General features: G+C 48.6%; 28 protein-coding genes. 15 read left to right on the plus strand and 13 right to left on the minus strand.

Translation table 11 applies throughout. From position 1 onward, the window contains the following. Positions 1-2: 2 nt before the first annotated feature. Entirely contained in the window at positions 3-1,355 is a 1,353-nt protein-coding gene (locus tag AC5SV9_RS08460) for a Do family serine endopeptidase (RefSeq protein ID WP_475148065.1), read from the plus strand. Between the two features lie 105 nt (positions 1,356-1,460). Beyond that, positions 1,461-2,531 (plus strand): trypsin-like peptidase domain-containing protein, encoded by a 1,071-nt coding sequence (locus AC5SV9_RS08465; RefSeq protein ID WP_475148066.1) that lies wholly within the window; start codon positions 1,461-1,463, stop codon positions 2,529-2,531. 10 nt (positions 2,532-2,541) lie between these two features. Here AC5SV9_RS08465 and murA read toward each other — a convergent pair whose 3' ends face one another. Genes murA through mlaF form a run of 7 tightly spaced genes read right to left on the minus strand, consistent with a single transcriptional unit; the run spans position 2,542 to position 7,078 of the window. Then, positions 2,542-3,801: a UDP-N-acetylglucosamine 1-carboxyvinyltransferase gene (murA, locus tag AC5SV9_RS08470; RefSeq protein ID WP_475148069.1), complete on the minus strand. Its 1,260-nt coding sequence runs from the start codon at positions 3,799-3,801 to the stop codon at positions 2,542-2,544. Positions 3,802-3,807: 6 nt separating this feature from the next. Beyond that, positions 3,808-4,065 carry a BolA family protein gene (locus AC5SV9_RS08475; RefSeq protein ID WP_475148070.1) on the minus strand — a complete coding sequence of 86 codons (258 nt, stop codon included), beginning with the start codon at positions 4,063-4,065 and terminating at the stop codon, positions 3,808-3,810. Positions 4,066-4,074: 9 nt separating this feature from the next. Further along, entirely contained in the window at positions 4,075-4,368 is a 294-nt protein-coding gene (locus tag AC5SV9_RS08480; protein ID WP_475148072.1) for an STAS domain-containing protein, read from the minus strand. Then, the gene (locus tag AC5SV9_RS08485; protein ID WP_475148075.1) at positions 4,365-5,021 is read right to left on the minus strand and encodes an MlaC/ttg2D family ABC transporter substrate-binding protein; all 657 of its coding nucleotides are present in this window, start codon (positions 5,019-5,021) and stop codon (positions 4,365-4,367) included. The genes AC5SV9_RS08480 and AC5SV9_RS08485 overlap by 4 nt, the downstream gene beginning before the upstream one ends. Before the next feature lie 2 nt (positions 5,022-5,023). Next, positions 5,024-5,488, minus strand: coding sequence for an outer membrane lipid asymmetry maintenance protein MlaD (mlaD, locus tag AC5SV9_RS08490; RefSeq protein ID WP_134052708.1), 465 nt, complete (start codon positions 5,486-5,488; stop codon positions 5,024-5,026). Position 5,489: 1 nt separating this feature from the next. Further along, complete coding sequence (gene mlaE, locus AC5SV9_RS08495) at positions 5,490-6,272, minus strand: lipid asymmetry maintenance ABC transporter permease subunit MlaE (RefSeq protein WP_226766428.1); 783 nt, start codon at positions 6,270-6,272, stop codon at positions 5,490-5,492. After that, positions 6,269-7,078, minus strand: coding sequence for a phospholipid ABC transporter ATP-binding protein MlaF (gene mlaF / locus AC5SV9_RS08500; protein WP_273023215.1), 810 nt, complete (start codon positions 7,076-7,078; stop codon positions 6,269-6,271). The genes mlaE and mlaF overlap by 4 nt, the downstream gene beginning before the upstream one ends. A gap of 248 nt (positions 7,079-7,326) precedes the next feature. On the opposite strand from mlaF, the gene AC5SV9_RS08505 reads away from it, so the two are divergent. Genes AC5SV9_RS08505 through AC5SV9_RS08555 form a run of 11 tightly spaced genes read left to right on the plus strand, consistent with a single transcriptional unit; the run spans position 7,327 to position 15,053 of the window. After that, complete coding sequence (locus AC5SV9_RS08505; RefSeq protein WP_397471322.1) at positions 7,327-8,304, plus strand: calcium/sodium antiporter; 978 nt, start codon at positions 7,327-7,329, stop codon at positions 8,302-8,304. A gap of 16 nt (positions 8,305-8,320) precedes the next feature. Then, on the plus strand, positions 8,321-9,289 hold the full coding sequence (locus tag AC5SV9_RS08510) for a KpsF/GutQ family sugar-phosphate isomerase (RefSeq protein ID WP_475148078.1): 969 nt from the start codon (positions 8,321-8,323) through the stop codon (positions 9,287-9,289). Beyond that, positions 9,290-9,844, plus strand: a complete 555-nt coding sequence (gene kdsC, locus AC5SV9_RS08515; protein ID WP_475148080.1) for a 3-deoxy-manno-octulosonate-8-phosphatase KdsC — start codon at positions 9,290-9,292, stop codon at positions 9,842-9,844. Continuing rightward, a complete protein-coding gene (lptC, locus tag AC5SV9_RS08520; protein ID WP_134052719.1) occupies positions 9,841-10,395 on the plus strand; it encodes an LPS export ABC transporter periplasmic protein LptC in 555 nt (184 codons plus the stop codon). Before kdsC ends, lptC begins: the two co-directional genes overlap by 4 nt. After that, positions 10,385-10,870: a lipopolysaccharide transport periplasmic protein LptA gene (gene lptA, locus AC5SV9_RS08525; RefSeq protein WP_134052721.1), complete on the plus strand. Its 486-nt coding sequence runs from the start codon at positions 10,385-10,387 to the stop codon at positions 10,868-10,870. The genes lptC and lptA overlap by 11 nt, the downstream gene beginning before the upstream one ends. Beyond that, the gene (gene lptB, locus AC5SV9_RS08530; protein ID WP_475148083.1) at positions 10,867-11,589 is read left to right on the plus strand and encodes an LPS export ABC transporter ATP-binding protein; all 723 of its coding nucleotides are present in this window, start codon (positions 10,867-10,869) and stop codon (positions 11,587-11,589) included. Before lptA ends, lptB begins: the two co-directional genes overlap by 4 nt. A gap of 52 nt (positions 11,590-11,641) precedes the next feature. Then, on the plus strand, positions 11,642-13,129 hold the full coding sequence (locus AC5SV9_RS08535) for an RNA polymerase factor sigma-54 (protein ID WP_475148084.1): 1,488 nt from the start codon (positions 11,642-11,644) through the stop codon (positions 13,127-13,129). 26 nt (positions 13,130-13,155) lie between these two features. After that, a complete protein-coding gene (gene hpf / locus AC5SV9_RS08540; protein WP_134052727.1) occupies positions 13,156-13,443 on the plus strand; it encodes a ribosome hibernation promoting factor in 288 nt (95 codons plus the stop codon). A gap of 7 nt (positions 13,444-13,450) precedes the next feature. After that, positions 13,451-13,924, plus strand: coding sequence for a PTS IIA-like nitrogen regulatory protein PtsN (gene ptsN / locus AC5SV9_RS08545; RefSeq protein WP_134052729.1), 474 nt, complete (start codon positions 13,451-13,453; stop codon positions 13,922-13,924). Next, positions 13,921-14,784, plus strand: coding sequence for an RNase adapter RapZ (rapZ, locus tag AC5SV9_RS08550; RefSeq protein WP_226766424.1), 864 nt, complete (start codon positions 13,921-13,923; stop codon positions 14,782-14,784). The genes ptsN and rapZ overlap by 4 nt, the downstream gene beginning before the upstream one ends. Then, positions 14,784-15,053 (plus strand): HPr family phosphocarrier protein, encoded by a 270-nt coding sequence (locus AC5SV9_RS08555; RefSeq protein ID WP_134052733.1) that lies wholly within the window; start codon positions 14,784-14,786, stop codon positions 15,051-15,053. The genes rapZ and AC5SV9_RS08555 overlap by 1 nt, the downstream gene beginning before the upstream one ends. Before the next feature lie 40 nt (positions 15,054-15,093). On the opposite strand, the gene AC5SV9_RS08560 is transcribed toward AC5SV9_RS08555, so the two are convergent. The 6 genes from AC5SV9_RS08560 to AC5SV9_RS08585 are packed head-to-tail and all read right to left on the minus strand — an operon-like array spanning position 15,094 to position 20,932. Continuing rightward, complete coding sequence (locus AC5SV9_RS08560; RefSeq protein WP_226766423.1) at positions 15,094-15,456, minus strand: Na+/H+ antiporter subunit G; 363 nt, start codon at positions 15,454-15,456, stop codon at positions 15,094-15,096. A gap of 9 nt (positions 15,457-15,465) precedes the next feature. Then, positions 15,466-15,735, minus strand: a complete 270-nt coding sequence (locus tag AC5SV9_RS08565; protein WP_134052737.1) for a K+/H+ antiporter subunit F — start codon at positions 15,733-15,735, stop codon at positions 15,466-15,468. After that, positions 15,725-16,264: a Na+/H+ antiporter subunit E gene (locus tag AC5SV9_RS08570; RefSeq protein ID WP_475148086.1), complete on the minus strand. Its 540-nt coding sequence runs from the start codon at positions 16,262-16,264 to the stop codon at positions 15,725-15,727. The genes AC5SV9_RS08565 and AC5SV9_RS08570 overlap by 11 nt, the downstream gene beginning before the upstream one ends. Then, positions 16,261-17,784 (minus strand): monovalent cation/H+ antiporter subunit D, encoded by a 1,524-nt coding sequence (locus tag AC5SV9_RS08575; RefSeq protein ID WP_475148088.1) that lies wholly within the window; start codon positions 17,782-17,784, stop codon positions 16,261-16,263. Before AC5SV9_RS08575 ends, AC5SV9_RS08570 begins: the two co-directional genes overlap by 4 nt. Continuing rightward, entirely contained in the window at positions 17,784-18,137 is a 354-nt protein-coding gene (locus AC5SV9_RS08580) for a Na+/H+ antiporter subunit C (RefSeq protein ID WP_134052744.1), read from the minus strand. Before AC5SV9_RS08580 ends, AC5SV9_RS08575 begins: the two co-directional genes overlap by 1 nt. Further along, the gene (locus tag AC5SV9_RS08585; RefSeq protein WP_475148090.1) at positions 18,137-20,932 is read right to left on the minus strand and encodes a monovalent cation/H+ antiporter subunit A; all 2,796 of its coding nucleotides are present in this window, start codon (positions 20,930-20,932) and stop codon (positions 18,137-18,139) included. Before AC5SV9_RS08585 ends, AC5SV9_RS08580 begins: the two co-directional genes overlap by 1 nt. 363 nt (positions 20,933-21,295) lie before the next feature. Between AC5SV9_RS08585 and AC5SV9_RS08590 the strand changes: the two genes are divergently transcribed. Next, complete coding sequence (locus AC5SV9_RS08590) at positions 21,296-22,675, plus strand: class II fumarate hydratase (protein WP_475148091.1); 1,380 nt, start codon at positions 21,296-21,298, stop codon at positions 22,673-22,675. 256 nt (positions 22,676-22,931) lie between these two features. Further along, positions 22,932-24,908 (plus strand): pectate lyase family protein, encoded by a 1,977-nt coding sequence (locus tag AC5SV9_RS08595; RefSeq protein WP_475148092.1) that lies wholly within the window; start codon positions 22,932-22,934, stop codon positions 24,906-24,908. The last annotated feature ends 125 nt before the right edge of the window (positions 24,909-25,033 follow it).

Here is a 25,033-nt window from a genome sequence, read left to right on the forward strand (position 1 = left end):
CTATGAATACAAAATTGTCATTGGTTGGTGCCGCAATCGCAGCCAGTTTGTTGTTGACAAACCCCGCCCCGGCGGAAGCCCGAATACCGTTTTTCTCCGGCGAGCAGGAAATACCTTCACTTGCTCCCATGCTGGAGCAAACTACACCCGCCGTTGTGCATATTTCAGTTGCCGGCAGCCGCGAGGTAAAACAGCGTTTACCCGAAGCTTTCCGTTACTTCTTCGGCCAACGCGGTCCAAATGAATATCGCGAAGAACGGCCGTTCAAGGGCTTGGGTTCAGGCGTCATTATCAATGCAGACAGTGGCTATATCGTTACCAATAACCATGTTATTCAGGATGCCGACGATATCGAAGTGCGGTTAAAAGACGGCCGGACTTTTAAAGCGAAAAAACTAGGCGCAGATCCGGAAAGCGATATAGCGCTATTACAAATTGAAGCCAAAAACTTAACCGAAGTGAAACTGGCTAACTCGGATAAGACCCGCGTCGGTGATTATGCCATAGCTATTGGCAATCCTTTCGGACTGGAGCAGACGGTTACTTCAGGCATTATCAGCGCGTTAGGCCGCGGTGGTTTAGGTATCGAAGGCTTTGAAGATTTTATCCAGACAGATGCCGCCATCAACAGTGGTAATTCCGGCGGTGCACTGGTAAATCTTCGCGGCGAGCTTATTGGTATAAACACCGCCATTCTGGGCCCGAACGGCGGTAACATCGGTATCGGTTTTGCCATTCCTGCCAATATGATGAAAAACCTGGTTGATCAGATCATTGAACACGGAGAAATACGCCGTGGCAGCTTAGGTATTCGAGGTCAGGATGTCACGTCAGACCTGACAGAGGCGATGCACCTCAACGTCAGCCGCGGTGCCTTCGTTAATGAAGTGCTACCTGACAGCGCAGCGTCAGAGGCTGGTTTAGAATCAGGCGATGTCATCATTAGTATGAATGGCAACAAAATTAGCTCCTTCATGGAGTTACGTGCAAAAGTTGCCACACTTGGTGCAGGCCGCGAGGCGAAGCTTGGCATACTACGCGATGGCAAAGAACGTACGATAACTGTAAAACTGCGGGAGTTAGCGACGGGCCAGGTAGCCGCAAGCCAGGTACATCCGATGCTTGAAGGTGCTGAAATGTCTAACGCCGAAGGTGGCGGTGTAAAAATAGACGTAGTAGAAAATAATTCACCGGCGGCGCAAATTGGCTTGCTTGCCGATGACGTTATTGTAGGTGTAAACCGGCAAAGGATTGCGAATCTGGCAGAGCTGCGCAAGATGCTGGAAAACCGTGACGGTGTAGCAGCGCTGAATATACGCAGAGGCAATATGAACCTGTATGTATTAATTCGCTGATAATACAGCGCTAAGTGGTAGCTGACAGCTACTGCTTAGCGCATATTAATGCTATGCTTGCGCAACCTTAATTTTGTAATTTTTTAATATCCCGTGGCCAAATTTTTGTATTTTGTACTTAAGAGTATTGCCTACGGGCTGGCATTAGCATTTCTGCTGATGCTGTTTGTACCGTCATTTACACATCTGTCGCTTCCTATATTCAGTCAGCAAGATGCCGTCGAAGAACACCACGCTGTGAGTTATGCCAGAGCAGTGCGACGGGCGGCACCGGCTGTGGTGAATGTTTACACCCGCAGCACCTTGGTCGACCCACGTTCTTTAAGGCCACGCACTATAGAGCGGCAAGAGTTGGGCTCCGGCGTAATTATGAGCTCACAAGGATATATCCTGACTAATTACCATGTTGTCTACGGAGCAGACTATATCGAAGTTGCCCTGCAGGATGGACGCACACTTGAAGCCGTACTGATTGGTCAGGACGAATTGACAGATTTGGCCGTATTGTATGTTCAGGCCGAAAATCTGCCTGTTATCCCGCAAGACAGCTCGCTGGAGCCTCAGGTAGGTGATGTTGTGCTAGCGATCGGCAACCCGTTAAATCTAGGACAAACGATTACACAGGGCATTATCAGCGCTAACGGTAACACCGGCTTAAGTTCACGTGGTTATATTGATTTTATGCGAATGGATGCAGCCATTAACCGCGGTAACTCTGGCGGTGCGCTGGTTAATAGCAATGGTATGCTGGTTGGTATCAACGCCGCAGCCTTTCAGTTGGAAAATCAGGATATTCAGGGCATATTCTTCGCTATTCCCTATCAATTGGCGGTAAACGTCATGCAAAAACTGATTAAGCATGGCCGGGTGACACGCAGCCACCTCGGCGTGTCTGGTGATGCCGTCGTCAATGCAGCCGGCGACCGTCTGATTTCGTCAGGTCAAACACTGTATGGTCTTAGCATTACCGCCGTTAACGCTAACGGACCGGCAGCAGAAGCTGGTTTGCAGGTCGGAGACATATTGCTGCAAATCGATGGTAAACGTTTTAGCAGTGTGCAACAGGCATTGAATATGATTGCCGAAACAGCACCAAATACTGCTCTTGCACTTACGATAAATCGCAGTGGTCAACAGCTGACTGTAAACGCAATAGCCCGCGAATTACGCAGATAAAAAACGCGGCTTAAGCCGCGTTTACCCGCTCGATATTAGCACCGAGTTTCTTAAGTTTGTCTTCTATTTGCTCATAGCCACGGTCAATATGATAAATACGATCGACGATGGTTGTGCCTTCAGCCACCAAACCTGCTATCACTAAACTGGCGGATGCCCGCAAATCTGTTGCCATCACCTGAGCAGCCATGAGTTTGTCGGTGTGCTGACACACCGCTGTATTCCCTTCCAGACTAATTTTCGCACCCATCCGCTGCAGTTCAGGGACATGCATAAAACGATTTTCGAAAATCGTTTCAGTTATCATTCCCACGCCATCCGCGACGACATTTAAAACTGTAAATTGTGCCTGCATATCAGTTGGAAAACCGGGATGAGGTACCGTTTTCACTTTCACAGCTTTAAGCTTACGCCCCGTCATGTTTGCGCGTATCCAATCCGGACCAGTGGTAATCTCAACACCAGCTTCACGTAACTTATCCAGCACAACTTCGAGCTCTGCCGGGTCAGTATTACGACAGGTTACGTCACCACCACTGACAGCTGCAGCCACTAAGAAGGTGCCCGTTTCGATACGGTCTGGCAACACCTTATGGTCTCCGCCGTGTAACGCCGCAACACCTTCAATAACTATACTGTCGGTACCTGCGCCGCGGATCTTCGCACCCATTGTATTCAGGTATACAGCAAGGTCGACCACTTCAGGCTCGCGAGCAGCGTTATCAATAGTTGTCGTGCCGTCGGCAAGAACAGCAGCCATCATCAGGTTTTCAGTACCTGTAACACTTACCATATCCATAATGATGTGCGCACCTTTCAGCCGGCTGGCATTGGCTTTAATATAGCCATTCTCAACCACGATTTCAGCGCCCATTTTACGCAGGCCATCAATATGCAAATTGACCGGGCGAGCACCGATTGCACAACCACCTGGCAATGACACTTCAGCCTGACCAAATCTGCTTAGTAAAGGGCCCAATGCCAAAATAGAAGCGCGCATGGTTTTGACCAGCTCATAAGGGGCAAACTGATTTGCAACCTTACCTGCATCAACCCGAACAATGTTATCGCTAAAGCTGACTTCTGCGCCAAACAACTGTAACAACTTTACAGTTGTTTCAATGTCTTTCAGCTTCGGTACATTGCTGATAACTGTTGGCTTTTCAGATAACAAACTGGCAAAAAGAATGGGTAAAGCGGCATTTTTTGCCCCGGAGATAGATACATCTCCCTGTAATGCCTGACCACCTGTAACAAGAAATTGTTGCATAAATTACTACATCGGAGGATTAAGAAGTTTTTCTCTACGCCATTGTTCTGGTGTAAAGGTCTTAATGCTAACAGCATGAATAGAGCCATCAGCGATCGCCGCCATCAGCGGCGCATAAACCATTTGTTGCTGTTTAACCCGGCTGACGTCAGCAAAACAGGCTCCTACAGCCGTCACGGCATAGTGAGAACCTTCAGCGCTAACGCGCACTTCTGTCAGTTGCAACTGTTCTGACAACAGTTGCTCTATTTGCTTAATATCCAAAACGAAACCTTAATTACTAATGGGCAATAACGGCCTGACTGCCGTTACATCTGCTAATGATAACAGCTGTTTCGGAACGTTACACAAAGAGATCTCTATACCACGCTGCTTAGCCCCGGCTAGCTGTTGCAACAACCAGGCCAGACCAGCAGTATCGATATTTTCAAGTCCGGAAAAATCAAAATTTACCCGTTCTGAGACGCCATTTAACAGTTTGAACGGTGAATACAGCATTAACGTATCACGATTTAGCACACCGGTAAAACACAATACCTCGCCTTGCTGCTCGATGTTAAGCGTCACTTTTCCTCCGCAGGCTTGGTAATAGGCGCTTTAGCTTTCTCCTGCAACAGCGCTGTCACACTAGCCAGCCCCTGCTGCCGGATAAGATTACCTAATTCTGCACGCTTACTGTCAAGCAATGAAATACCTTCGGCGACCATATCAAATACCAACCAGTTGTCTGCATCTTTACCGCGACGCAGTTTGAAATCAATTTTGATATCTGGTTTACCCGGATCGATAACCCTGGTTTTTACGGTAATGATTTTCTGATCATCTAAACCACCAGCAGCGGGTTCAATAATAACTTTCTGATCACGGTATTGGGTAAATACACCAGCGTACGTGGCGACCATATAATTCTGAAAGGCGTCGACAAAGGCCAGTATATCTTCACGAGGTGTCTTTCGAAGGTCAGCGCTGTTGCCGATAACACGCAGTGCGGCATAACGGCTGTCGATGTATGGAACAAGCTCATCGTTGACAATTACCCGCAACACTTCCGGATCAGCCTGAATTTTACTCTGGTCTTTAGCAATACGGCTAAAAGTATTGTCGGCCAGCACTTCCATCATTTTATATGGATCGGTAAAGGTGACCACTTCTGCCGAAGCCTGTGGCAGATAACTCAGAACGGCTAATGCCCCAGCCAGAAAAGTTGCGTACAATTTCATGTTTAATTCCCGCGGTTAAATAAAAACTGACCTATCAGCTCTTCCAGTACCAAAGCTGATTTAGTGTCTTCGATATAGTCACCATCACCCAGAATTTCAACAGTCTCGTCGATAAAACCCGGTTGCAACCCCAAATACTGCTCCCCTAATAATCCGGATGTCAGGATCGCCAGAGTGCTGGTTTCAGGAAAATTGTTATAATCGCTGTTAATTGCCAGCGTCACTATCGGAGTATAATACGTTGTATCAAGTTCAATGGCAGCCACACGTCCTACAACAACCCCACCCACTTTTACCGGCGAGCGGACTTTTAAACCACCAATATTTTCAAACTTTGCTTTAAGGGTGTAAGTTTCGCTACTTGCCCCCATACCGCTATTTGCAACCTTTAATGACAACATTAAAAATGCGGCCAGCGCTAATACGATAAAGCCACCAACTAAAATCTCTATTTTCCGCGTGGTCATGTTATCCACCAAACATTATTGCCGTTAAAATAAAATCAAACCCGAGCACTGCCAGTGATGCCGTAACAACGGTTTGCGTGGTTGCTGCACTGATACCTTCTGATGTAGGTACAGCGTCATAGCCTTTGTGTAGAGCGATCCAGATAACAATAAGCGCAAATACCACGCTTTTTATGATGCCGTTAAATACATCCTGATATAAATCGACATTAGCCTGCATTGCAGACCAGAAGCTACCCTGGTCAACGCCAAGCCAATCGACACCGACCAGATGTCCGCCCAAAATCCCCACGGCGGTAAAAATGATTGCCAACATAGGTAAACTGATGACACCGGCCCAGAAACGCGGCGCAATAATACGTCTTAAGGGATCAACGGCCATCATTTCCATACTGGATAGTTGCTCAGTCGCTTTCATCAAACCGATTTCTGCTGTCAAGGCGCTACCGGCACGACCGGCAAACAGTAAGGCGGCAACTACAGGGCCAAGCTCGCGCAATAAACTCAGCGCAACCAGAGGTCCCAGCATTTGTTCTGCACCAAACTTGACCAATACAGTATACCCTTGCAATGCCAGCACCATGCCGATAAACAAGCCGGACACCAGTATGATCAGTAGCGACAAAACCCCGATAACGTATAGCTGCTTAACCAGCAGCGGAAATCCTTTACGGAAATCCGGTTTACCAAGCAAAGCACCGAATAGCATCAGGCCTGCGCGGCCAAAGCCGGTAATACTGTTTATGGTGGCTGCACCAAGCTGTTGTAACTTATTGGCGATCACCTGGCTAACTCCATTAATTCTGTCTCATAAGGCGCCGCTTTATAATGAAACGGCACGGCACCGTCAGCTTCGCCCTGTAGAAATTGTTGCACCAGCGGCGAGTCACTTTGCCTCAGCTGTTCTGGCGTACCATGCCCGATAACGCTCTGCTCTGCCACAACATAGACATAGTCGGCAATGCTCATAACTTCTGTTACGTCATGTGACACCACGACAGACGTTAACCCCAGAGCATTGTTCAGCGAGCGGATAAGACGAACAATAACGCCCATAGAGATAGGGTCTTGGCCGGCAAAGGGCTCGTCATACATGATAAGCTCCGGATCCAGAGCTATTGCCCGGGCAAGTGCGGCTCGCCTGGCCATACCACCAGATAATTCCGCAGGCATAAGATCCCGTGCGCCCCGTAACCCTACTGCTTCAAGTTTCATCAAAACAATCAAACGGATAAGCGACTCGGGTAAGCGGGTGTGTTCACGGATAGGAAAGGCGACATTGTCAAACACTGACATTTCGGTAAACAGAGCACCACTTTGAAACAGCATGCTCATGCGTTTTCTTGCCTGATACAGTGCATGGCGCGACAGCTGCGGAATGTCCTGCCCGCCGAACAGAATTTTGCCACTGTCCGGTTTCAACTGTCCGCCAATAAGCCTCAGTAGTGTAGTTTTACCAATACCGCTTGGCCCCATAATGGCTGTCACTTTACCTCGCGCGAACTGCATATTCAGGTCCCGGTAAATCACTCTTTCGCCGCGACTGAACGTCAATTGCTGAATATCAATCAATGTTTCTGACAAATTCACTCTCTTTGCCTTACGGCAGGCTTCGCTGAAACAGGTTTGCAATATACATACATACTTGTATGTTTTCAATTATACTGCAGCCAAGGTTGTATTATTGTAAACGGCTTCATCGCTAAAGTCGTTACAAAAAATCGTAACAAACTGTGCTAAAAATTCGCTACGTTAGATAAACCGCAGCTTTTTTTGCAATTACAGTCAATAAACTGGAAAATAATCTCTGATTCGACAGCGCATTTGGGGAAAAAATTTTGTCACCCTTGTTATTAGCCGTGATTTTTGTGTTGGTTGGCCTGATTTTGCTGATCTGGAGCGCCGACCGCTTTGTATTCGGTGCGTCATCTGTTGCCCGAACCGCAGGTATTTCTCCGATGATTATCGGCCTTACAATAGTAGCGATGGGCTCTTCCGCACCAGAGATGCTGGTTTCAGCCAGTGCGGCCTGGCAAGGCCGGCTTGATACGTCCGTTGGCAATGCATTAGGCTCTAATATTACCAATATTTTGCTGGTCATAGGCGCAGCCGCGTTGCTCAAACCGATACTGGTATCCTCGCTTACCTTAAAACGCGAGTATCCATTACTGTTTGCTTGTACCCTGCTTGGTTATTACTTTATCAGCGATGATATGTTAACCCGCACCGAAGGTGTGCTGCTGCTCGTAGCATTCACCGGCTTTATTTGTCTGTTGGTATATTGGGGTAAGCATGCCGAAGCCGATGATCCGTTAATTGCTGAGATTAACAGCGAAATGCCAGAGCAAATTTCACTGCTGCGCGCGGTAGTTTGGGTGGTAATAGGTTTGCTGCTTCTGCTTGCCAGCTCGCAATTACTGGTGCATGGCGCTGTCACCATCGCCCGTTATGCTGGCATGAGTGACTTGGTAATAGGCCTGACTATTATCGCTATCGGCACCAGCCTGCCTGAACTCGCCGCCAGCATCATTGGCATCTTCAAAGGTGAGGATGACCTGGCGCTTGGCAATATTATCGGCTCCAATATTTTTAATATTCTGGCTGTATTAGGCTTAGGTGCCGTTATTGGCCCCGACTCGCTGGATCCCATGGCCGGTAGCCGGGATAGCTATGTGATGATCGCTGCAACGCTTGCGATGTTACTGATGTCTCTGCGTATAGGTAAAGGTCAACGCATTAATCGTATAGAGGGTGCCTTGCTGTTATCCGGCTTTGTTGGTTATCAGTACTTGCTGTTCAACACGATGTCGCAGTAAACGCCGGGGCAAAAATATGACAATTGATTTTACAATCCGGGCGGCAGAAGTAATCAAAATCGAGACTGCTGCCGTTGAACAACTAAAACAATATCTGGATGCTGATTTTAATCTGGCTTGTCAGCTGATTTTTGATAGCACCGGCAAGACCATTGTCACCGGTATGGGAAAATCAGGTCATATTGGCAGCAAGATAGCGGCGACACTGGCCTCTACCGGTACTCCGGCTTTTTTCGTTCACCCGGGTGAGGCCAGTCACGGTGACCTTGGCATGTTGTCCGCAGCTGACATCGTCATTGCTATTTCGAACTCCGGCGAAACCGCTGAAGTTCTGACCATTATGCCGGTTATCAAAAGACTTGGTATCAAGCTGATTGCCATGACAGGTAACCCGGCGTCTACCCTTGCCAAGCTGGCTGACGCTCACTTGTGTGTCAAAGTTGAACAAGAAGCCTGCCCACTAGGCTTAGCCCCGACAGCCAGTACCACGGCGACACTGGCCATGGGTGACGCACTGGCAGTCGCTTTGCTCGACGCCAGAGGCTTTTCTGCCGATGACTTTGCGCTATCACATCCTGGTGGCAGCCTGGGACGTAAGTTGTTATTGCGCCTGGAAGATATTATGCACACCGGCGAGCAGGTGCCGGCAGTGTTGTACAGTGCGACAATTAAAGATGCCTTGCTGGAAATCTCAAAAAAAGGCTTGGGTATGACAGCCGTTGTTGACGAGCAAGGCAAAATGGCTGGCGTATTTACCGATGGCGACCTGCGCCGTATTCTGGACCAGCGCTATGATATCCATAGCAACCAAATCGCTGACGTTATGACACGAAACTGTATCACGGCACAGGCACAACAATTAGCCGCTGAGGCGCTGCAGATAATGCAGCAGAAGAAAATTAACGGACTGATTATTATCGACGATGCCGGCAAACCTGTCGGTGCAATGAATATGCACGATCTGCTGCGGGCCGGGGTATTATAAATGTCACTTTTTAACAGCCTTTACACCCCTGTAAGTAACGATATTGTGCGTCGTGCCCGCGACATTAAGCTATTAATCTGCGATGTTGACGGTGTGTTTTCCGACGGACGCATTTATCTGGGTAATAACGCCGAAGAGCTTAAAGCCTTCCATACCCGGGACGGTTATGGCATTAAAGCACTACGCCAGGCCGGCATAGAGGTGGCGGTGATTACCGGTAGAAATTCAGCCATAGTGCAGCAACGGATGACATCATTAACCGTGCCTTATATCTATCAGGGGCAAGAAAATAAAACTGCTGCGTTTGAAGAATTACAGCAGCAACTGCAACTTCTGCCACAACAAATTGCCTACATCGGCGATGACTTAGCTGATTGGGTCGTAATGCAGCATTGCGGGTTGGCTGTTGCCGTAAACGATGCTCACCCCTATCTGGTCAAACATGCCCATTTTGTCACCAGCATACCTGGCGGGTTTGGTGCAGTGCGCGAACTATGCGACCTGCTGTTAATCAGTCAGGATAAATTCGGCCTATTTGATGGCAGTAGCACATGAGAAAAATACTGGTTTTACTCGTTCTGATACTGACCGGCACCGCTGCTTATCTTTGGTTTGAACCTACTGACAGCAATGATGCCTTGCAAACCGATCAGGAACTGATGCCTGACTATATTGCACAGAATATTACCCGACGACTGTTTGACAGTGATGGCTATCTGGTAGACAGCGTCAGTGCACAACGACTTGAACATTTTGAACTACTGGGATTTACACAGTTTGAAAAGCCAGTGTATACCCTGTATAACGAAGATCATCAGCCAAGCTGGCAAGCCAGTAGTCAATACGCGGTATGGTTCCCCCAGGATAAAATAATCCTTGAGCAACAGGTCAGAATTGATAGCCTGCAGCAAAATGAGCTTATTGACTGGCTTGAGACAGATACGCTGGAAATGCTGTTCCCTGACAACAAGTTACAAAACAACCAACCAGTGTTAATTCAGGGACAAGGCTTTTATATCAAAGGTAGTGGCATTAAAGCTGACTTGACCAGCAAAACTTTCCAGTTAGTACAACATGAGCAGACGGTATATCGTAATGAAGAATAATCTTATCTTAGCTCTGCTGCTAAGCAGCTCTGCGGTGATGGCTGCACAGCCAGACTACACCCAACAAATTCAGATCGATGCCGATAATCTGGTTTCAGTGCAGGAAAACGTCCTGACTTATCGTAATAATGTGGTGATTACACAAGGCTCACTACAGATGAAAGCCGACCAGCTGGAGATTAATGCCAGTGCAGGCAAGGGCAAAGAGGTATATATCGCTACCGGTTCACCCGTGAGTTATTCTCAGTTATTAGCGGATGGTAAGCCGGTTACCGCCACGGCAAGTGAAATGCGGTATGAGCCGTCAAACCGCACTCTGACGTTGAGTGGAGACGCAGAGCTGACGCAAAGCGGTAGTGTTGTCAAAGCGTCCATTATCAAATATAACGTGGAAAAACAGCAACTAAGTGCGGAAAGTAACGAGTCAAAACGCGTAACAACGATTTTTACGCCGGAGGAAAAGAATAATCCATGAAGTTAGTTGCTTCGCACCTGGCGAAAAGTTACAAAGGCCGGCAAGTTGTTAAAGATGTCAGCCTTGAAGTGAATGCAGGTCAGATCGTCGGTTTGCTCGGGCCCAATGGGGCAGGCAAAACGACGACTTTTTATATGATTGTCGGTCTGGTGCCATCAGACAAAGGTCATATCAGCCTGAACGACAAAGATATCACCTTCGACCCCATTCATACCCGGGCCCGTCAGGGCATAGGGTATCTGCCGCAGGAGAGTTCAATTTTCCGCAAGCTGACGGTATATGAAAACCTGCTGGCTATATTACAAACCCGCAAAGATCTCAGTGCCAGCAGACGCGAAGAAATAGCAGACGATTTACTGGAAGAATTTCATATTGGCCATATCAAGCATAGTCTTGGCATGAGCCTGTCTGGTGGCGAAAGGCGCAGGGTAGAGATAGCAAGGGCACTGGCAGCAGACCCGGCTTTTATTCTGCTCGACGAACCTTTTGCCGGCGTAGACCCAATATCAGTACTGGATATCAAAAAGATTATCCAGCATCTGTGTCAGCGCGGTATTGGTGTATTAATAACCGACCACAACGTGCGCGAGACGCTTGATGTCTGCGAAATTGCCTATATTGTCAGTCATGGCGAGCTGATTGCGTCGGGACCACCGCAAGAGGTATTGGCAAATCAGAAGGTCCGTGATGTATACCTCGGTGAGCAATTCAGGCTATAGTTAGCGAAAAACAATCTCAACACATTATTCAGTAGGATAACGGTAGAAGTAGATGAAGCCCTCTTTGCAACTTCGCTTAGGACAGCAACTTACCATGACGCCGCAGTTGCAGCAGGCTATACGCTTGTTACAGCTGTCAACGATTGAGTTGCAACAGGAAATTCAGGAAGCATTGGATGCCAATCCATTGCTGGAAGCCGAAGACGACTATGACAGTTTTTCTGCTGATGCCAAAGACACCTCAGATCCTTCCTCACTCAACTCTACCGACTCAGAACAGATAGCAGACGACAACTATGAGCCGAGCGAACCTGACAGCAGTGAAGCGATGTCAGAGCAGAATATTCAGGAAGACTTGCCGCTGGACAACAACTGGGATGATTTGGTTAGTGCAGCGCCGGTAAGTGCCGGAAACAGCGGCAGCGATGAAGATTTTGTCTATCAGGGTGAAACCAGTGAAACGTTACAGGACTACCTGCGCTGGCAAATGCAACTTACGCCCTTCTCGGATACTGACCGGGCAATAGCTGAAATTATTATTGAAGCCATTGACGACAATGGCCTGTTGACCATCAGCTGCGAGGAGATTCTGGAGTCGCTGGGGATAGAGGATATCGAAGCCGACGAAGTTGAAGCCGTCATTAAGCGTATTCAGTTATTCGACCCGGTGGGGGTTGGTGCCAGATCTATTCAGGAGTGTTTGCTGGTTCAACTACGCCAGTTTGCCGCGGATACCCCCTTCCTGTCAGCTGCGCAAAGCATGATCCGTGACCATACAGAACTTTTAGCTAACCGTGACTTTCGTTCTTTGATGCGTGTGACTAAACTGAAAGAAGACGAGTTACGGGAAGTCATGCGGCTGATCCATAGCCTTAACCCCCGCCCAGGCGCTGACGTTATTCGTGAAGAGCAACAATACGTTATTCCGGACGTTAGCGTGATAAAAGTAAAAGGCCGTTGGCAGGTTGAACTAAACCCTGACGCTATGCCTAAAGTACGTATAAACCAGCAGTATGCCGCGATGTCGCGTACCGCAAAAAATAGCGCAGATACCCAGTTTATCCGCTCTCATCTGCAGGAAGCAAAATGGTTTCTGAAAAGTCTGGAAAGCCGCAACGAAACGTTATTAAAAGTGGCAAATTGTATCGTTCAGCAGCAGCAGGCTTTTTTTGAGCACGGAGAGGAAGCGATGAAGCCTATGGTGTTAAATGACGTTGCCGAAATGGTTGGCATGCATGAATCGACAATCTCGCGAGTCACGACGCAGAAATATATGCATACACCCCGGGGTATATTTGAGCTTAAATTCTTCTTTTCCAGCCATGTGAGTACAGAAAGTGGTGGAGAATGTTCTTCGACAGCTATTCGTGCATTTATTAAGAAATTAGTGGCGGCGGAGAATCCGGCCAAACCGCTTAGTGACAGTAAAATGGCCGATATTCTGATGGAACAGGGCATTAACGTTGCGCGGCGTACCATCGCTAAGTATCGTGAGTCTCTGTATATTCCGCCGTCAAATCAACGCAAGACCTTGCTGTAAATAAGCCTAAAAGAAGGAATATGTCTATGCAAATCAATCTGACCGGTCGCCATGTTGAAATCACCACTGCCTTAAAACAATACGTAGATAGTAAATTTGCCAAACTGGAAAGGCACTTTGATCATATAAACAATGTACATGTGATCCTAAACGTGGAAAAATTGAAACAGATTGCTGAAGCTAAGCTGCATCTTAATGGTGCTGAAGTATTCGCAGTATCTGAAGATGAAAATATGTATGCTGCCATAGACCAGTTGATAGACAAGTTAGATCGCCAGGTCATTAAGCATAAAGAGAAAATAGCCCGACACTGATTAGATTATGACGAATTTAACCGCAATGCTTACCGAGAACTGCACTAAAAGTGCAGTTCTTTTTAACAGCAAGAAACGTATTCTGGAATATATTGCTGAGCTAGCACATCAGCGCCTGCCAGACATATCTGAGTACAGTATCCTTGAAGCTCTGATGACCCGGGAAAAACTAGGCTCTACAGGCATAGGTGGCGGCATTGCGATCCCCCATGGCAAACTCAAAACTGTCACTCAGCCGGTGTTAGTATTCGTAGTCAGTAAAGAAACGATTCCGTTTGACGCGATAGACAATCAACCGGTCGATATATTCTGCGCGATTCTGATCCCGGAAGATCAGTGTCAGGCTCATTTAAGTACACTGGCAGGCATCGCCAAACTATTGAGCCAGAAAGAGCTGACTAAAAAAATCCGTCATGCAGAAACAAACCAGCAGTTATACCAGTTGCTGGTCGACTACAGCTCAATGGAAACAGCAAAATGAAGCTGTTGGTAGTTAGTGGTCGTTCCGGTTCAGGCAAATCTGTTGCCTTACGTGTGATGGAAGACCTTGGCTACTACTGTGTAGATAACATCCCTGTTAATTTGCTACCAACGCTGGCCACTACAGTGATGGGGCAGTACGAGCGTGTTGCTGTCAGTATAGATGTTCGAAATCTGCCACAAGACCCCGATGAGCTGGCTGAGATCCTGTCCTATCTGCCACGAAAGCTGGATTTAACTATTCTGTATCTGGACGCCGATCATGCCAGTTTAATTAAGCGCTTCAGCGAAACCCGTCGCCTGCACCCGTTATCCCATCAGGCGATGTCACTGGACGATGCTATATCCCGCGAGCAGCAATTACTTGACCCGATATCCAGCCGGGCTGACCTGTACATTGATACTACTGAGTTAAATGTGTATCAGTTGGCTGAGCAGCTGCGCGAACGTATTCTGGGCCAAAAAACCGGCCGACTGGTCATTCTGTTTGAATCTTTCGGCTTTAAATATGGCATCCCTAAAGATGCCGATTTTGTATTTGATGCCCGTTTCCTGCCCAATCCACACTGGGAGCCGGATTTAAAGCCGCTGACCGGGCTGGACCAGCCAGTCAAAGACTATCTGGCTTCTGAACCGGTAGTCGCCAAGTATATCTGGCAAATAAACAGTTTTATCAGTACCTGGCTACCGCATCTGGAACGTAATAATCGCAGCTATTTAACAATTGCAATTGGCTGCACCGGCGGCCAACACCGTTCTGTCTATATCGTTGAAAGCCTGGCTGAAAGTTACCGTAACTTAAGAGACGACGTGCAAACACGCCATCGTGAGTTGGTACGCCATCACGGCAGAGCAAGCTGATGAAGTGCAGTGAAGAAGTCACTATTGTAAATCAACTTGGGTTACATGCCCGGGCAGCCACCAAGCTGGCACAGTTATGTCAGCAGTTTCAGGCAAAAATTGAACTGGTACAGGAAGATAAGACAGCAGACGCTAGCAGTGTGCTGGCACTGCTGATGCTGGCGAGTAGCAAAGGCAAGACATTGCTGGTTTGTGCAGATGGTGAAGACGCTACACAGGCGCTACGAGCCGTCGCCGATCTTATTAAAAACGGCTTCGACGAAAACTAGCTACGCTAATAACCCTTTGTACACCGCCATTCAATCTTAGCTACACATTCCTATCATGCGCTTTCACCTGAGCAGGGGGTATTTTATCCAACCCACGTGTTTTACTGATCGCAGTCAGTTTATGATGTAACGCTGTTTTAATCAGCATATGAGCACTGATTGGTGCTGTGATCAGCAGAAAAATAGTAATCAACAGTTCGTGAATACTCACATCTCCGGTCAGGCTGAAGAAAAAAATTGACCCCAGCAGTATGCCGCCCATACCAAGCGTTGTGGCTTTGGTCGGCCCGTGCAGACGCATAAAAAAGTCAGGCATCCTGGTCAGACCGATAGACCCTATCAACACAAAGCTGCCGCCCAGTAGCAGAAAAAACGCGATTGCCCATTCCATCCAGTGTTGCATAGTACTCTCCTACTCGATAATGTCGCCGCGCAATAAGAACTTACAAACGGCGACAGTACTGACAAACCCCAGCATAGCAATAAGCAGTGCGGCCTCAAAATACAGCGGCGAGCCCATAAGCAGACCATACAAAATGATCAATGCAATACTATTTATATACATGGTATCCAGCGCCAGAATACGGTCTGGCAGGCTGGGCCCCCGCAGCAACCGCCACAGGTTTAGCAACAGTGCAATGCTGATCATTGCAAACACCAGCATAATGACATTATCCAGCATTGAAAATCTCCTTTAGTGGGGCTTCATAGCGCTGTTTAATTGATTCAATTAGCGCCGCCTCATCAGTCAGGTTCAGTACATGAATTAATAACCAACGTTGTGGTAAGGGCTCACCTGGCTTAATGCTTTCAGTGCTGGGTAGCACTTCCGCACTTACGGTGCCCGGCGTCATCGACACCGTACTGGCCAGAATCGTTATAGGTAGCTCGTGCTGCAGATCCAGGGGTACTTTGACAAACGCCGGGTTTAGCCGCCTTTTGGGCCCCAGGATCAGCACTGCTACCTGAGCATTGGCAACCACTATGTCGGCCAGTACCCGCAGCATATAGCGCAGTGCCAGCAATGGCCGTTCGATGACAGGTTGAGGATCACGAAAGCGCTGTATCAATAATGGGATAAGCAGTGCCAGCACAACCCCAAAAAATAAATGTACAGCCTCAATGCTCTGGTTCAGCAATAACCAGACAACAAACAGCATGACACTGCGGTATGGCGTGGGCAGCCAGCGATACTTTGCATCAAATCTCATGGCGCATCCCCCTCTGCAGTGGCGGAGCCAAGTATTGTCCTGGCGGCAGTGTCCGTATCATATAACTGTGCCGCAGCCTGTTGCGTCAGCTCAGTTAAAGGTCCGGCAAATACCACCAGTAACGGGCTGGCCAATAACAGCCAGCATACAGCAAATACCTGTAATGGCGCGGCCTTATCACCAGTTGCATCACCACCACTTACCCGCCAGAACAACGTACTGCCAGCACGCGACAAGCCCACTATCACCAGCAGGCTGCACATTAATATCACCGTCCAAAGTAAGGCGCGGTTTGCAGGTTCCGTCACCGCCTGTAGCAACATAAGCTTACCAATAAAACCGGACAAAGGCGGTAAGCCGGCAACAGCCATCGCCGCCAGCATAAACAGGCTGCCAAGCAATATCGGCTGTACTACCCGCCGGCCAGAAACCAGACGGTCTGCCGCTTTACCACGTTGATTAGAAATCAGATCAGCAATCAAAAACAGCGCAGCCGTGACTAGAGTAGAATGCACGGTGTAATATAATGCCGCCGCCGCAGATAACTCAGTATGCAGCGCGACCATGGCAACAAGCGTACCCACGGATACCAGCACCAGATTCGCAACCAGTTTACGAAAATCGTGGCTGGATATCACACCAATAGCGCCAAGCACTATAGTGGCAAGGCCTGCCGGCAGTAACCAGTCTGCAGCCATTCCCTGCAACGGCCCCGCATCAGCACCAAATATTGTGGTGTACACCCGCAGCAGCGCATAGATACCAATTTTTGTCATTACCGCAAACAGTGCAGCCACAGGTGCTGAAGCCGATGAATAGGTGGCTGGCAGCCAAAACTGCAGTGGCAGCACTGCCGCTTTTAGCGCAAATACGATCATCAGCATCAGACCGCCTGATTTTACCAGCATCAGATCCTCAGCCGGCAGCACCGCAACCTTCTGTGCCATATCTACAATGTTCAGTGTACCAAGAGTGCCGTACAATACCGCCAGTGAAAACAGGAAAATGGCAGAACCAGTCAGGTTCAGTACCACATAATGTACAGCAGCTTTGGTTTTGTTCTTACCACCGGCATGGATCAGCAGTGCGTAAGAGGCAATCAGTAGTACTTCGAAGAACACAAACAGGTTAAACAGATCTCCGGTTAAAAACGCACCATTGATGCCCATCACCTGAAACTGAAATAACGGGTGAAAAAACGACCCTTTCTCGTCCTCACCGGCGCTGCCATAGCAAATAGCCCCCAGTGCCAGAAATGACGTTAAACACACCAGCACCATAGATAAAGTATCTGCAACCAGAATGATACCAAACGGTGCCTGCCAGTTACCTATTGCGTAGTGCAGCAAGCCATTTTGCTGTACATGCAGCAGCAAAATCACCACCAGCACCAGCTGAACTGCGCTTGAAATCATACTGACCCAACGCCGGCGCATTGGCGAATAGTGTACCGGCGGTAGCATAATGACCAGCGCGGTTAGCATCGGCAATAAAATAGGTGCCGTAATTAAATGCCACATCAACGACTCTCCCTCTTCATGCCATCAGCATCAGGCAGTTTACCATCGACATGGTCATTGCCCAGATCGGCACGGGCGCGGATAGCAAGGATGACTAAAAATGCGGTCATGGCGAAACCTATTACGATAGCGGTCAGCACCAACGCCTGTGGCAAAGGGTCTGCATACTGCTCACTGGTTCCCAGCACCGCTGCACCGCGCAGGGTCAGGCGGCCGGAGGCAAAAATAAACAGATTAACGGCATAGGACAGCATCGTCAGCCCCAGCATCACCGGAAAGGTACGGCCGCGTAACATCAGAAAAATACCGCAAAACGTAAGAAAGCCTATACAACTGGCAAACAGAGTTTCCATCAGATCGTTTCCTTATGCACTGGCCGGTGCGCGGTCGTCATCTTACCGAGATTAGCCAGAATCAGCAGCGTAGAACCAACCACCGTAATATATACGCCTAAATCAAAGGCAATCGCACTGGCCAGTTCAATTTTGCCAAGCACCGGTATATCAAAATAGTCGAACCAGGATGTCAGGAATGGCCGGCCAAACAGCCAGCTGGCAGCACCGGTAAATAGCGCAATCATCAAGCCAATCGCCACCACGCGCTGGTACTCAACGTTCATCCGCTCTTTTACCCAGTCCACGCCATGCGCAATGTACTGCAGAATAATGGCAACTGCTGTAACAAGCCCGGCAATAAAGCCGCCACCCGGCAAGTTATGGCCACGGAAGAAAATATAGATGGATACCATAATCGCCAGCGGTAACAAACTCTGTGATACGGTAGCCAGCAGCAGAGAATGCCGCTCCAGCGCCCAGGGCCGGCCTTCGCCATCACTACTGGGTTTAAACAATGGAATTCTGGTCAGCAGTTTAAAGATACCCAACGAAGCAATACCTAGCACGGTAATTTCGCCTAGTGTGTCAAAGCCACGGAAATCAACCAGTATGACATTTACAACATTGGTGCCACCGCCGCCGGTTTTAGCGTTAGTGAGAAAAAAGTCTGAAATGGTATTAAACGGCCTGGTCATCAGCGCATAACTTAAACTGCCAACCACAACACCCACCATACTGGCAATACTTAGATCACGCACCACACGGGAGGATTCAGATTGTTTTGGTGTCTTATGCGGTAGGAAAAACAGCGCCAGCATCAGCAGAATAATAGTTACTACTTCAACTGACAGCTGGGTTAGTGCTAAATCCGGCGCTGAAAAGCGGGTAAAAGCGATAGAGACCATCAACCCAACTACAGAGATCATTAGTAGCGCCACAACCCGTTTACGATGCCACATTACGGTAGCAAAAGCCCCAATCAGCAACAGCGCCGCACCAGCGCCATTGACGGCATCTATCGGCAGCTCTTCCCGCCCGCCCCAAAGTGTCGTCAGGTGTATTAGGGGTAAACCGGCCAGTAACACAAAACTGAGCAGCACCAGCGTCATGTAACGCTGCAAAGAGCCGTTATCCAGCCACTGATAAAAGCGGTGGCAGCGTGCAGCAAACTGCTTAATGCCCCGTTCAAAACTATTCAGCGCATCAACATCCGGCAGTGTGTTTTGAAAATCAAACAGATGCTTACGGTTGATGTAAATCAGCACGCCACCCGACACGGCCAGCACACTCATCAGCAATGGTAGATTAAAACCGTGCCATATCGCCAGACTATACTGAGGTACATTTCCAGCCAGTACCGCCTCTGATGCAGCATGCAGCAAGTCGCCAATCATATAGCTTGGGAAAATTCCGACCAGAATACACAGCGCAACCAGAATTTCGACCGGCACGCGCATATAACGAGGCGGTTCATGCGGAGTTTTGGATAAGCCTTTGGGCTGACCGTTAAAAAATACATCGTGAATAAACCGCGTTGAATAAGCTACTGAAAATATTGCCGCTATGGTCGCAAGTACCGGAATAACCCAAGATAAAGAGCCGAGCAAATGCTGGTGCAGGGTTTCAGCGAAAAACATTTCTTTTGATAAAAAGCCGTTCAGTAGCGGTACACCCGCCATTGCTGCCGCTGCAACCATTGCCAGCGTGGCGGTAATCGGCATAAATTGCCATAAACCATTGAGCTTGCGCATATCACGGGAGCCGGACTCATGATCAATAATGCCGGCCGCCATAAACAGCGAAGCTTTAAAGGTTGCATGATTAATGATATGAAATAAACCAGCCACAGCAGCCAGATCAGTGCCCATACCAAATAGTAATGTAATAAGCCCCAGATGACTGATGGTGGAATAAGCTAGCAAACCTTTTAAATCGTGTTTAAACAATGCCAGATAAGAGCCAATCAGTAAGGTCGCAAGGCCAGCAACACTGACCAGCACAAACCATAACTCAGTGCCAGACAATGCCGGATAAAACCGCGCCAGCAAAAAAATGCCTGCTTTAACCATAGTAGCAGAGTGTAAGTAAGCACTTACCGGCGTTGGCGCTGCCATGGCGTTTGGCAGCCAAAAATGAAACGGAAACTGAGCTGACTTGGTAAAACAACCCAGCAGAAACAACACTAATAATATCGGGTAATGGCTGTGTTGACGTATTTGGTCTGCACTGGCTAATACCTGCTGTAAGTCATAGCTGCCAACAATGTCGCCAATCATCAGAAAGGCTGCTAATAATGCTAAACCACCCGCGCCGGTTACCGTTAGCGCCATGCGCGCACCGCGGCGCGCTTCTGCTTTGTGCCACCAGAAACTGATTAATAAAAACGAGCTGATACTGGTTAATTCCCAGAACAACCACAATTGCAGAAGGTTACCCGACAGCACTATGCCCAGCATCGCCGTCATAAACAGCATCAGATACGCAAAGAAACGCGGCATTGAGTCACGTTCAGACAAATAATAACGGGCGTAAACAATAATCAGCAGGCCAATGCCGAGGATTAGCAAACTGAATAAAAACGCCAGCCCATCCAGCGTAATGGTAATATCAAGCCCGAGCAGCGGTATCCAGCTAACAAAGAAGCGCAGGGTCTCACCAGAAAATACTTCAGGGGCCTGAAGCAGTAATAATACCAGCGCCAACGCCGGAGCTACTCCCGTGGCTAAAGCACAGGTAGTACGGCTTCCTTTGCCGGCAAGTAGCGGCACCATAGTCCCCAGCAGCGGCAGGAGTAAAATCCACATCAGTGTCATAACTGTCGCGCGTCCTTCTTATTCATTAACCGACTGAAACTTTATACTGTCCCGCTAATCGTACAGATTAAGTTGTTGATATCCATAGGCAGTTAACTAAGCATAGAAGACAGAGTGCCTTTACAACATTGGGCGGGCAAAAAAATCAGTTTGTTGGTATTAATTCGGTTATTTATACCGATATCTGGCGGAAAAGTCTATAAAAGCTGAGCGCCCCAAGCCCGGTTACTATCGGTATTTACCGCAATATTTCATGCCTTTATCGCACTGTTATCAGCAACTTTTGCCGCCAAACTGGCGGCATTTATTTAAACAGGTTACAACTAACAATCTGCCGGCAACCGATACACAGGAGCACAACTTATGAAAACCCGAACTGAACACGATAGCATGGGTGAGCTGCAGGTCCCGCTGGACGCTCTTTATCAGGCGCAAACACAACGCGCAGTGCAGAACTTCAACATCAGCGGTCAGACACTGCCGGTAGAGTTTATCCGGGCTTTATTACAAATTAAAAAAGCTGCGGCTACTGCCAACCAACAGCTTGGCTTGCTGAACAACACTATCAGCCAGGCTATCTGTCACGCCGCAGACGACCAGCTTGCTGCGACAGATATGCAGCAGTACCCACTCGACATTTTCCAAACCGGCTCGGGCACCAGCAGCAATATGAACGTTAACGAAGTGCTGGCAACCCTGGCCAGTAAAGCACTGAACCAAACTGTCAGCCCGAACGATCACGTTAACCTGGGGCAAAGCAGCAACGACACCATTCCCAGCGCTATCCATGTCAGTGCAGCTATAGCCCTGCAACAGCAATTACTACCCGCCGTCAGACAGCTACAACAGCAGTTAAGTAATAAAACCAAGCAGATAGGGAAACTGGTAAAAACCGGCCGCACCCACCTGATGGACGCGATGCCAGTCAGTTTTGCCCAGGTACTCGGAGGCTGGCAGTCACAATTGCAATTGGCGGAGCAGCAACTGCAGCAACAGCTGGAACAACTTCAGGCACTGGCGCAAGGCGGCACAGCTGTTGGTAGCGGCATTAATGCAGACCCAGCCTTTGCTGCGACGTTCTGTCAGGTATTAAGCCGTAACACCGGCCTGTCCTTTCGCCCGGCGGAGAATTTTTTCAGCGCCATTGGCTCTCAGGATACGGCCGTTGCTACGTCCGGCGCATTAAAACGGCTCGCTATCAGTCTGATGAAAATCAGCAATGATTTACGCTGGATGAATTCTGGCCCGCTGGCAGGGTTGGGTGAAATAGAATTGCCGGCATTGCAGCCGGGATCTTCAATTATGCCGGGTAAAGTTAACCCGGTTATTCCCGAAGCGGTGGCTATGGTCTGTGCTCAGGTAATTGGCAATGACTGCACTATTACTGTCGCTGGTCAGTCAGGTAATTTTGAACTGAACGTGATGCTGCCGCTTATTGCCGATAATCTGCTGCACAGTATCCGCTTACTCAGTAACAGCTGCTCGGCGCTCGCGACACAAGCCATTTCAGGTTTTACCGTACGTGAAGACAACATCAGTAAGGCTCTGGCACTGAACCCTATTTTGGTCACGGCATTAAACCCATTAATTGGTTATGCCAAGGCAGCTGAAATAGCCAAGCAAGCTTATAAAGAACGCCGGCCGGTTATCGATGTGGCACAAGAACATACCAGCTACAGCCGCAGTGAGCTGGAGCAGTTACTGGATCCGGCCCGGCTGTGTCAGGGCGGCAATATTAGCTGATATTGCCGTTTTGGTTCAAATGCGAACATTCCGGCTAAAACCTTCTTAGTTTTAGCCTGTCCGCTTGCGTTAACTCCCCAGCTTCCGCCATAACTGGCAGTGCAGCACATGTTATGCCGACACACGCACTGAAAATGCCACCGGTAGACAGAATTAAAAAGTGACTGCTAAATAACAATAATTATTTCAAATCAACAGGGTTACCTCTGATTTAGCAGTACGGCAGGCAGCCCCTGAAGCAAAGGGTAGCGATATCATGTTTAATAAAACTCTACTTGCAATGCTGGTAGGCAGCACGCTGCTGCTTGGCTGCAACAGCAGTGATGACGATCCGGTGACAGTGCCTGATACGGGAGCCGAAACACCCACACCAGAACCTGATACCGGCGTTGTGGCGCTTACCGACCTTGATACCGTTTATGGTTATGCCAGCGAAAACGGCGGCACAACCGGGGGCGGTGGTGAAAACAAGGTAGAAATCACCGTCTGTACCGGCGAGGAAATGATCAACGCAATAAAAAACAAAGACCCGGCCAGGCCTTTAACAATATGGGTAAATGGTAGTATTACGTTGCAAAATGCCAAAGACAGCAGAATTGATATTAAAGATGTGTCAGATATTTCTATTGTCGGCCTGGGGAATCAGGGAGAAATGGCGGGTATTGGTTTTAATATCGTCAGGGCAGAGAATATTATTATCCGTAACCTGCGCATTCATCACGTGCGCGCCAATTTGGGAGCGCCTGGCGATGGTATCAGTATCGAAGGGCCGGTACGTAATATCTGGATTGACCATAATGAAATCTATAACAGCCTGACAGTAGCTGACCCTAGCCTGACCGAAGATCAGGTAAAAGACTATTACGATGGTCTGGTTGATGCCAAAGGGGACGCACAATTTATTACGATCTCCTTTAACAAACTGCACCACAGCTGGAAGACGTCGCTGGTTGGCTCTTCAGACAGCGATAATTACGACCGTACCATTACTTATCACCATAACCACTGGTACAACGTAAACTCGCGCTTGCCACTGTTTCGCTTTGGCAAAGGCCACATCTATAACAATTTTTATGATGGTGCTGTTGAAAGCGGGATAAACAGCAGAATGGGCGCAGTGATACGCATCGAGCACAACCACTTCGCCAGTATGAAAAACCCGGTTATGTCGATGTACAGCCAGACGGCTGGCTTCTGGCAGTTGATAGACAATATCTTTGAGGATATTACCTGGCAGGAAAGTCCGGACGATGGCGTTGTAGCCGGTGAAGCGGCTGAATCAACCGGTGAGTTAACACCACCTTATGACTACAGTGCCAGCCTTTTGCCGGTGCACAATGTTAAAGCAACGGTGCTGGCCTATGCCGGTACCGGTAAAATAGACACACCGCCAAGCCCTGGCCTGTGTGCGCCCGCTGAACCTGCAGAGCCTGAGCCGACTGAGCCGGAGCCCGTACCCATTGACCCGGTAGAACCGCCGGCCAGTGTCGACTGGAACGGCTATGATGGCAGTGTACAGCCCTTTGCTGACGGAGCCCTTGCGCTGGCAGATGGCAGCCTGAGCACGTTTGAACCACAACAAAGCGGAGGAGCTGACGAGCCTAACCTGTTCAGCGCCAATGGCGACGGTACAGTCCGTTTTGACAGCACAGCCAACAGCGCAGACCGCAGCCGTGCCAAGCTGAGTGCAGTAGCGCCTGATGACGGTGTTTATCCCAAGTTCTTTACGTTATTGATGGGCGTAACAGGTAACAGCAGTGGCAACCGGATCCTGGAAACCGAAGTGGCTTTAGGCGATGCAAACGCCGTCGCAGCCAGCCGGCTAAAAATCATCTTGCGTAATGATGGCAATAACTCAGGCATCCAGTTGGAGAATGCGAATAACGGCTCCTCTGTTACCGCCGGCAAAGGTGGCGAGCCTGACGCGCTGGACATGAGTACATACCGCATCTATCACTACACCGTGGCGCTAAGCTCCCCCACCACCGGTAATGTTGTTGTTTATGCGGATGGCAATAACACGCCTTTACTGCAGCTGGAAGGCGTGACCATGCGCCCGGCCAGCAATGGCAGTGATAATTATCTGCAGATTGGCGATGCCGGCGGTAGTAGTTACCTCGGTGATATTGATTGGGTAGTTTGGAGCAGTGCCGGTGCCTATACCCCAGACATGTTAAAAGGCTTGCTGCCTGCTGGCATTGGCAATATCAGCGGCTATGAAGTTCAGCCCTGACACGCTATTCATCCCGCAGCATTATTGAATATTCAATAGCGCTGCGGGTTAGTTAATTTTTCAATAAATAATTATTGCATTTAACCTATATATTATCGGTATAATTGCTGCTTTGCTTTACATTA

This window comes from Rheinheimera sp. ATLC3 (assembly GCF_059429535.1).

Coding starts and splice junctions, on each gene's coding strand:
- kdsC (WP_475148080.1), top strand. CDS start 9,290: ATGTCACTTTTTAACAGCCTTTACACCCCTGTAAGTAACGATATTGTG.
- AC5SV9_RS08555 (WP_134052733.1), top strand. CDS start 14,784: ATGAAGTGCAGTGAAGAAGTCACTATTGTAAATCAACTTGGGTTACAT.
- lptA (WP_134052721.1), top strand. CDS start 10,385: ATGAAGAATAATCTTATCTTAGCTCTGCTGCTAAGCAGCTCTGCGGTG.
- AC5SV9_RS08570 (WP_475148086.1), bottom strand. CDS start 16,264: ATGAGATTTGATGCAAAGTATCGCTGGCTGCCCACGCCATACCGCAGT.
- AC5SV9_RS08565 (WP_134052737.1), bottom strand. CDS start 15,735: ATGCTGGATAATGTCATTATGCTGGTGTTTGCAATGATCAGCATTGCA.
- lptC (WP_134052719.1), top strand. CDS start 9,841: ATGAGAAAAATACTGGTTTTACTCGTTCTGATACTGACCGGCACCGCT.
- mlaD (WP_134052708.1), bottom strand. CDS start 5,488: ATGACCACGCGGAAAATAGAGATTTTAGTTGGTGGCTTTATCGTATTA.
- AC5SV9_RS08590 (WP_475148091.1), top strand. CDS start 21,296: ATGAAAACCCGAACTGAACACGATAGCATGGGTGAGCTGCAGGTCCCG.
- AC5SV9_RS08585 (WP_475148090.1), bottom strand. CDS start 20,932: ATGACACTGATGTGGATTTTACTCCTGCCGCTGCTGGGGACTATGGTG.
- hpf (WP_134052727.1), top strand. CDS start 13,156: ATGCAAATCAATCTGACCGGTCGCCATGTTGAAATCACCACTGCCTTA.
- murA (WP_475148069.1), bottom strand. CDS start 3,801: ATGCAACAATTTCTTGTTACAGGTGGTCAGGCATTACAGGGAGATGTA.
- AC5SV9_RS08575 (WP_475148088.1), bottom strand. CDS start 17,784: ATGTGGCATTTAATTACGGCACCTATTTTATTGCCGATGCTAACCGCG.
- rapZ (WP_226766424.1), top strand. CDS start 13,921: ATGAAGCTGTTGGTAGTTAGTGGTCGTTCCGGTTCAGGCAAATCTGTT.
- AC5SV9_RS08595 (WP_475148092.1), top strand. CDS start 22,932: ATGTTTAATAAAACTCTACTTGCAATGCTGGTAGGCAGCACGCTGCTG.
- AC5SV9_RS08580 (WP_134052744.1), bottom strand. CDS start 18,137: ATGGAAACTCTGTTTGCCAGTTGTATAGGCTTTCTTACGTTTTGCGGT.
- ptsN (WP_134052729.1), top strand. CDS start 13,451: ATGACGAATTTAACCGCAATGCTTACCGAGAACTGCACTAAAAGTGCA.
- AC5SV9_RS08560 (WP_226766423.1), bottom strand. CDS start 15,456: ATGCAACACTGGATGGAATGGGCAATCGCGTTTTTTCTGCTACTGGGC.
- AC5SV9_RS08510 (WP_475148078.1), top strand. CDS start 8,321: ATGACAATTGATTTTACAATCCGGGCGGCAGAAGTAATCAAAATCGAG.
- lptB (WP_475148083.1), top strand. CDS start 10,867: ATGAAGTTAGTTGCTTCGCACCTGGCGAAAAGTTACAAAGGCCGGCAA.
- AC5SV9_RS08460 (WP_475148065.1), top strand. CDS start 3: ATGAATACAAAATTGTCATTGGTTGGTGCCGCAATCGCAGCCAGTTTG.
- AC5SV9_RS08535 (WP_475148084.1), top strand. CDS start 11,642: ATGAAGCCCTCTTTGCAACTTCGCTTAGGACAGCAACTTACCATGACG.
- AC5SV9_RS08485 (WP_475148075.1), bottom strand. CDS start 5,021: ATGAAATTGTACGCAACTTTTCTGGCTGGGGCATTAGCCGTTCTGAGT.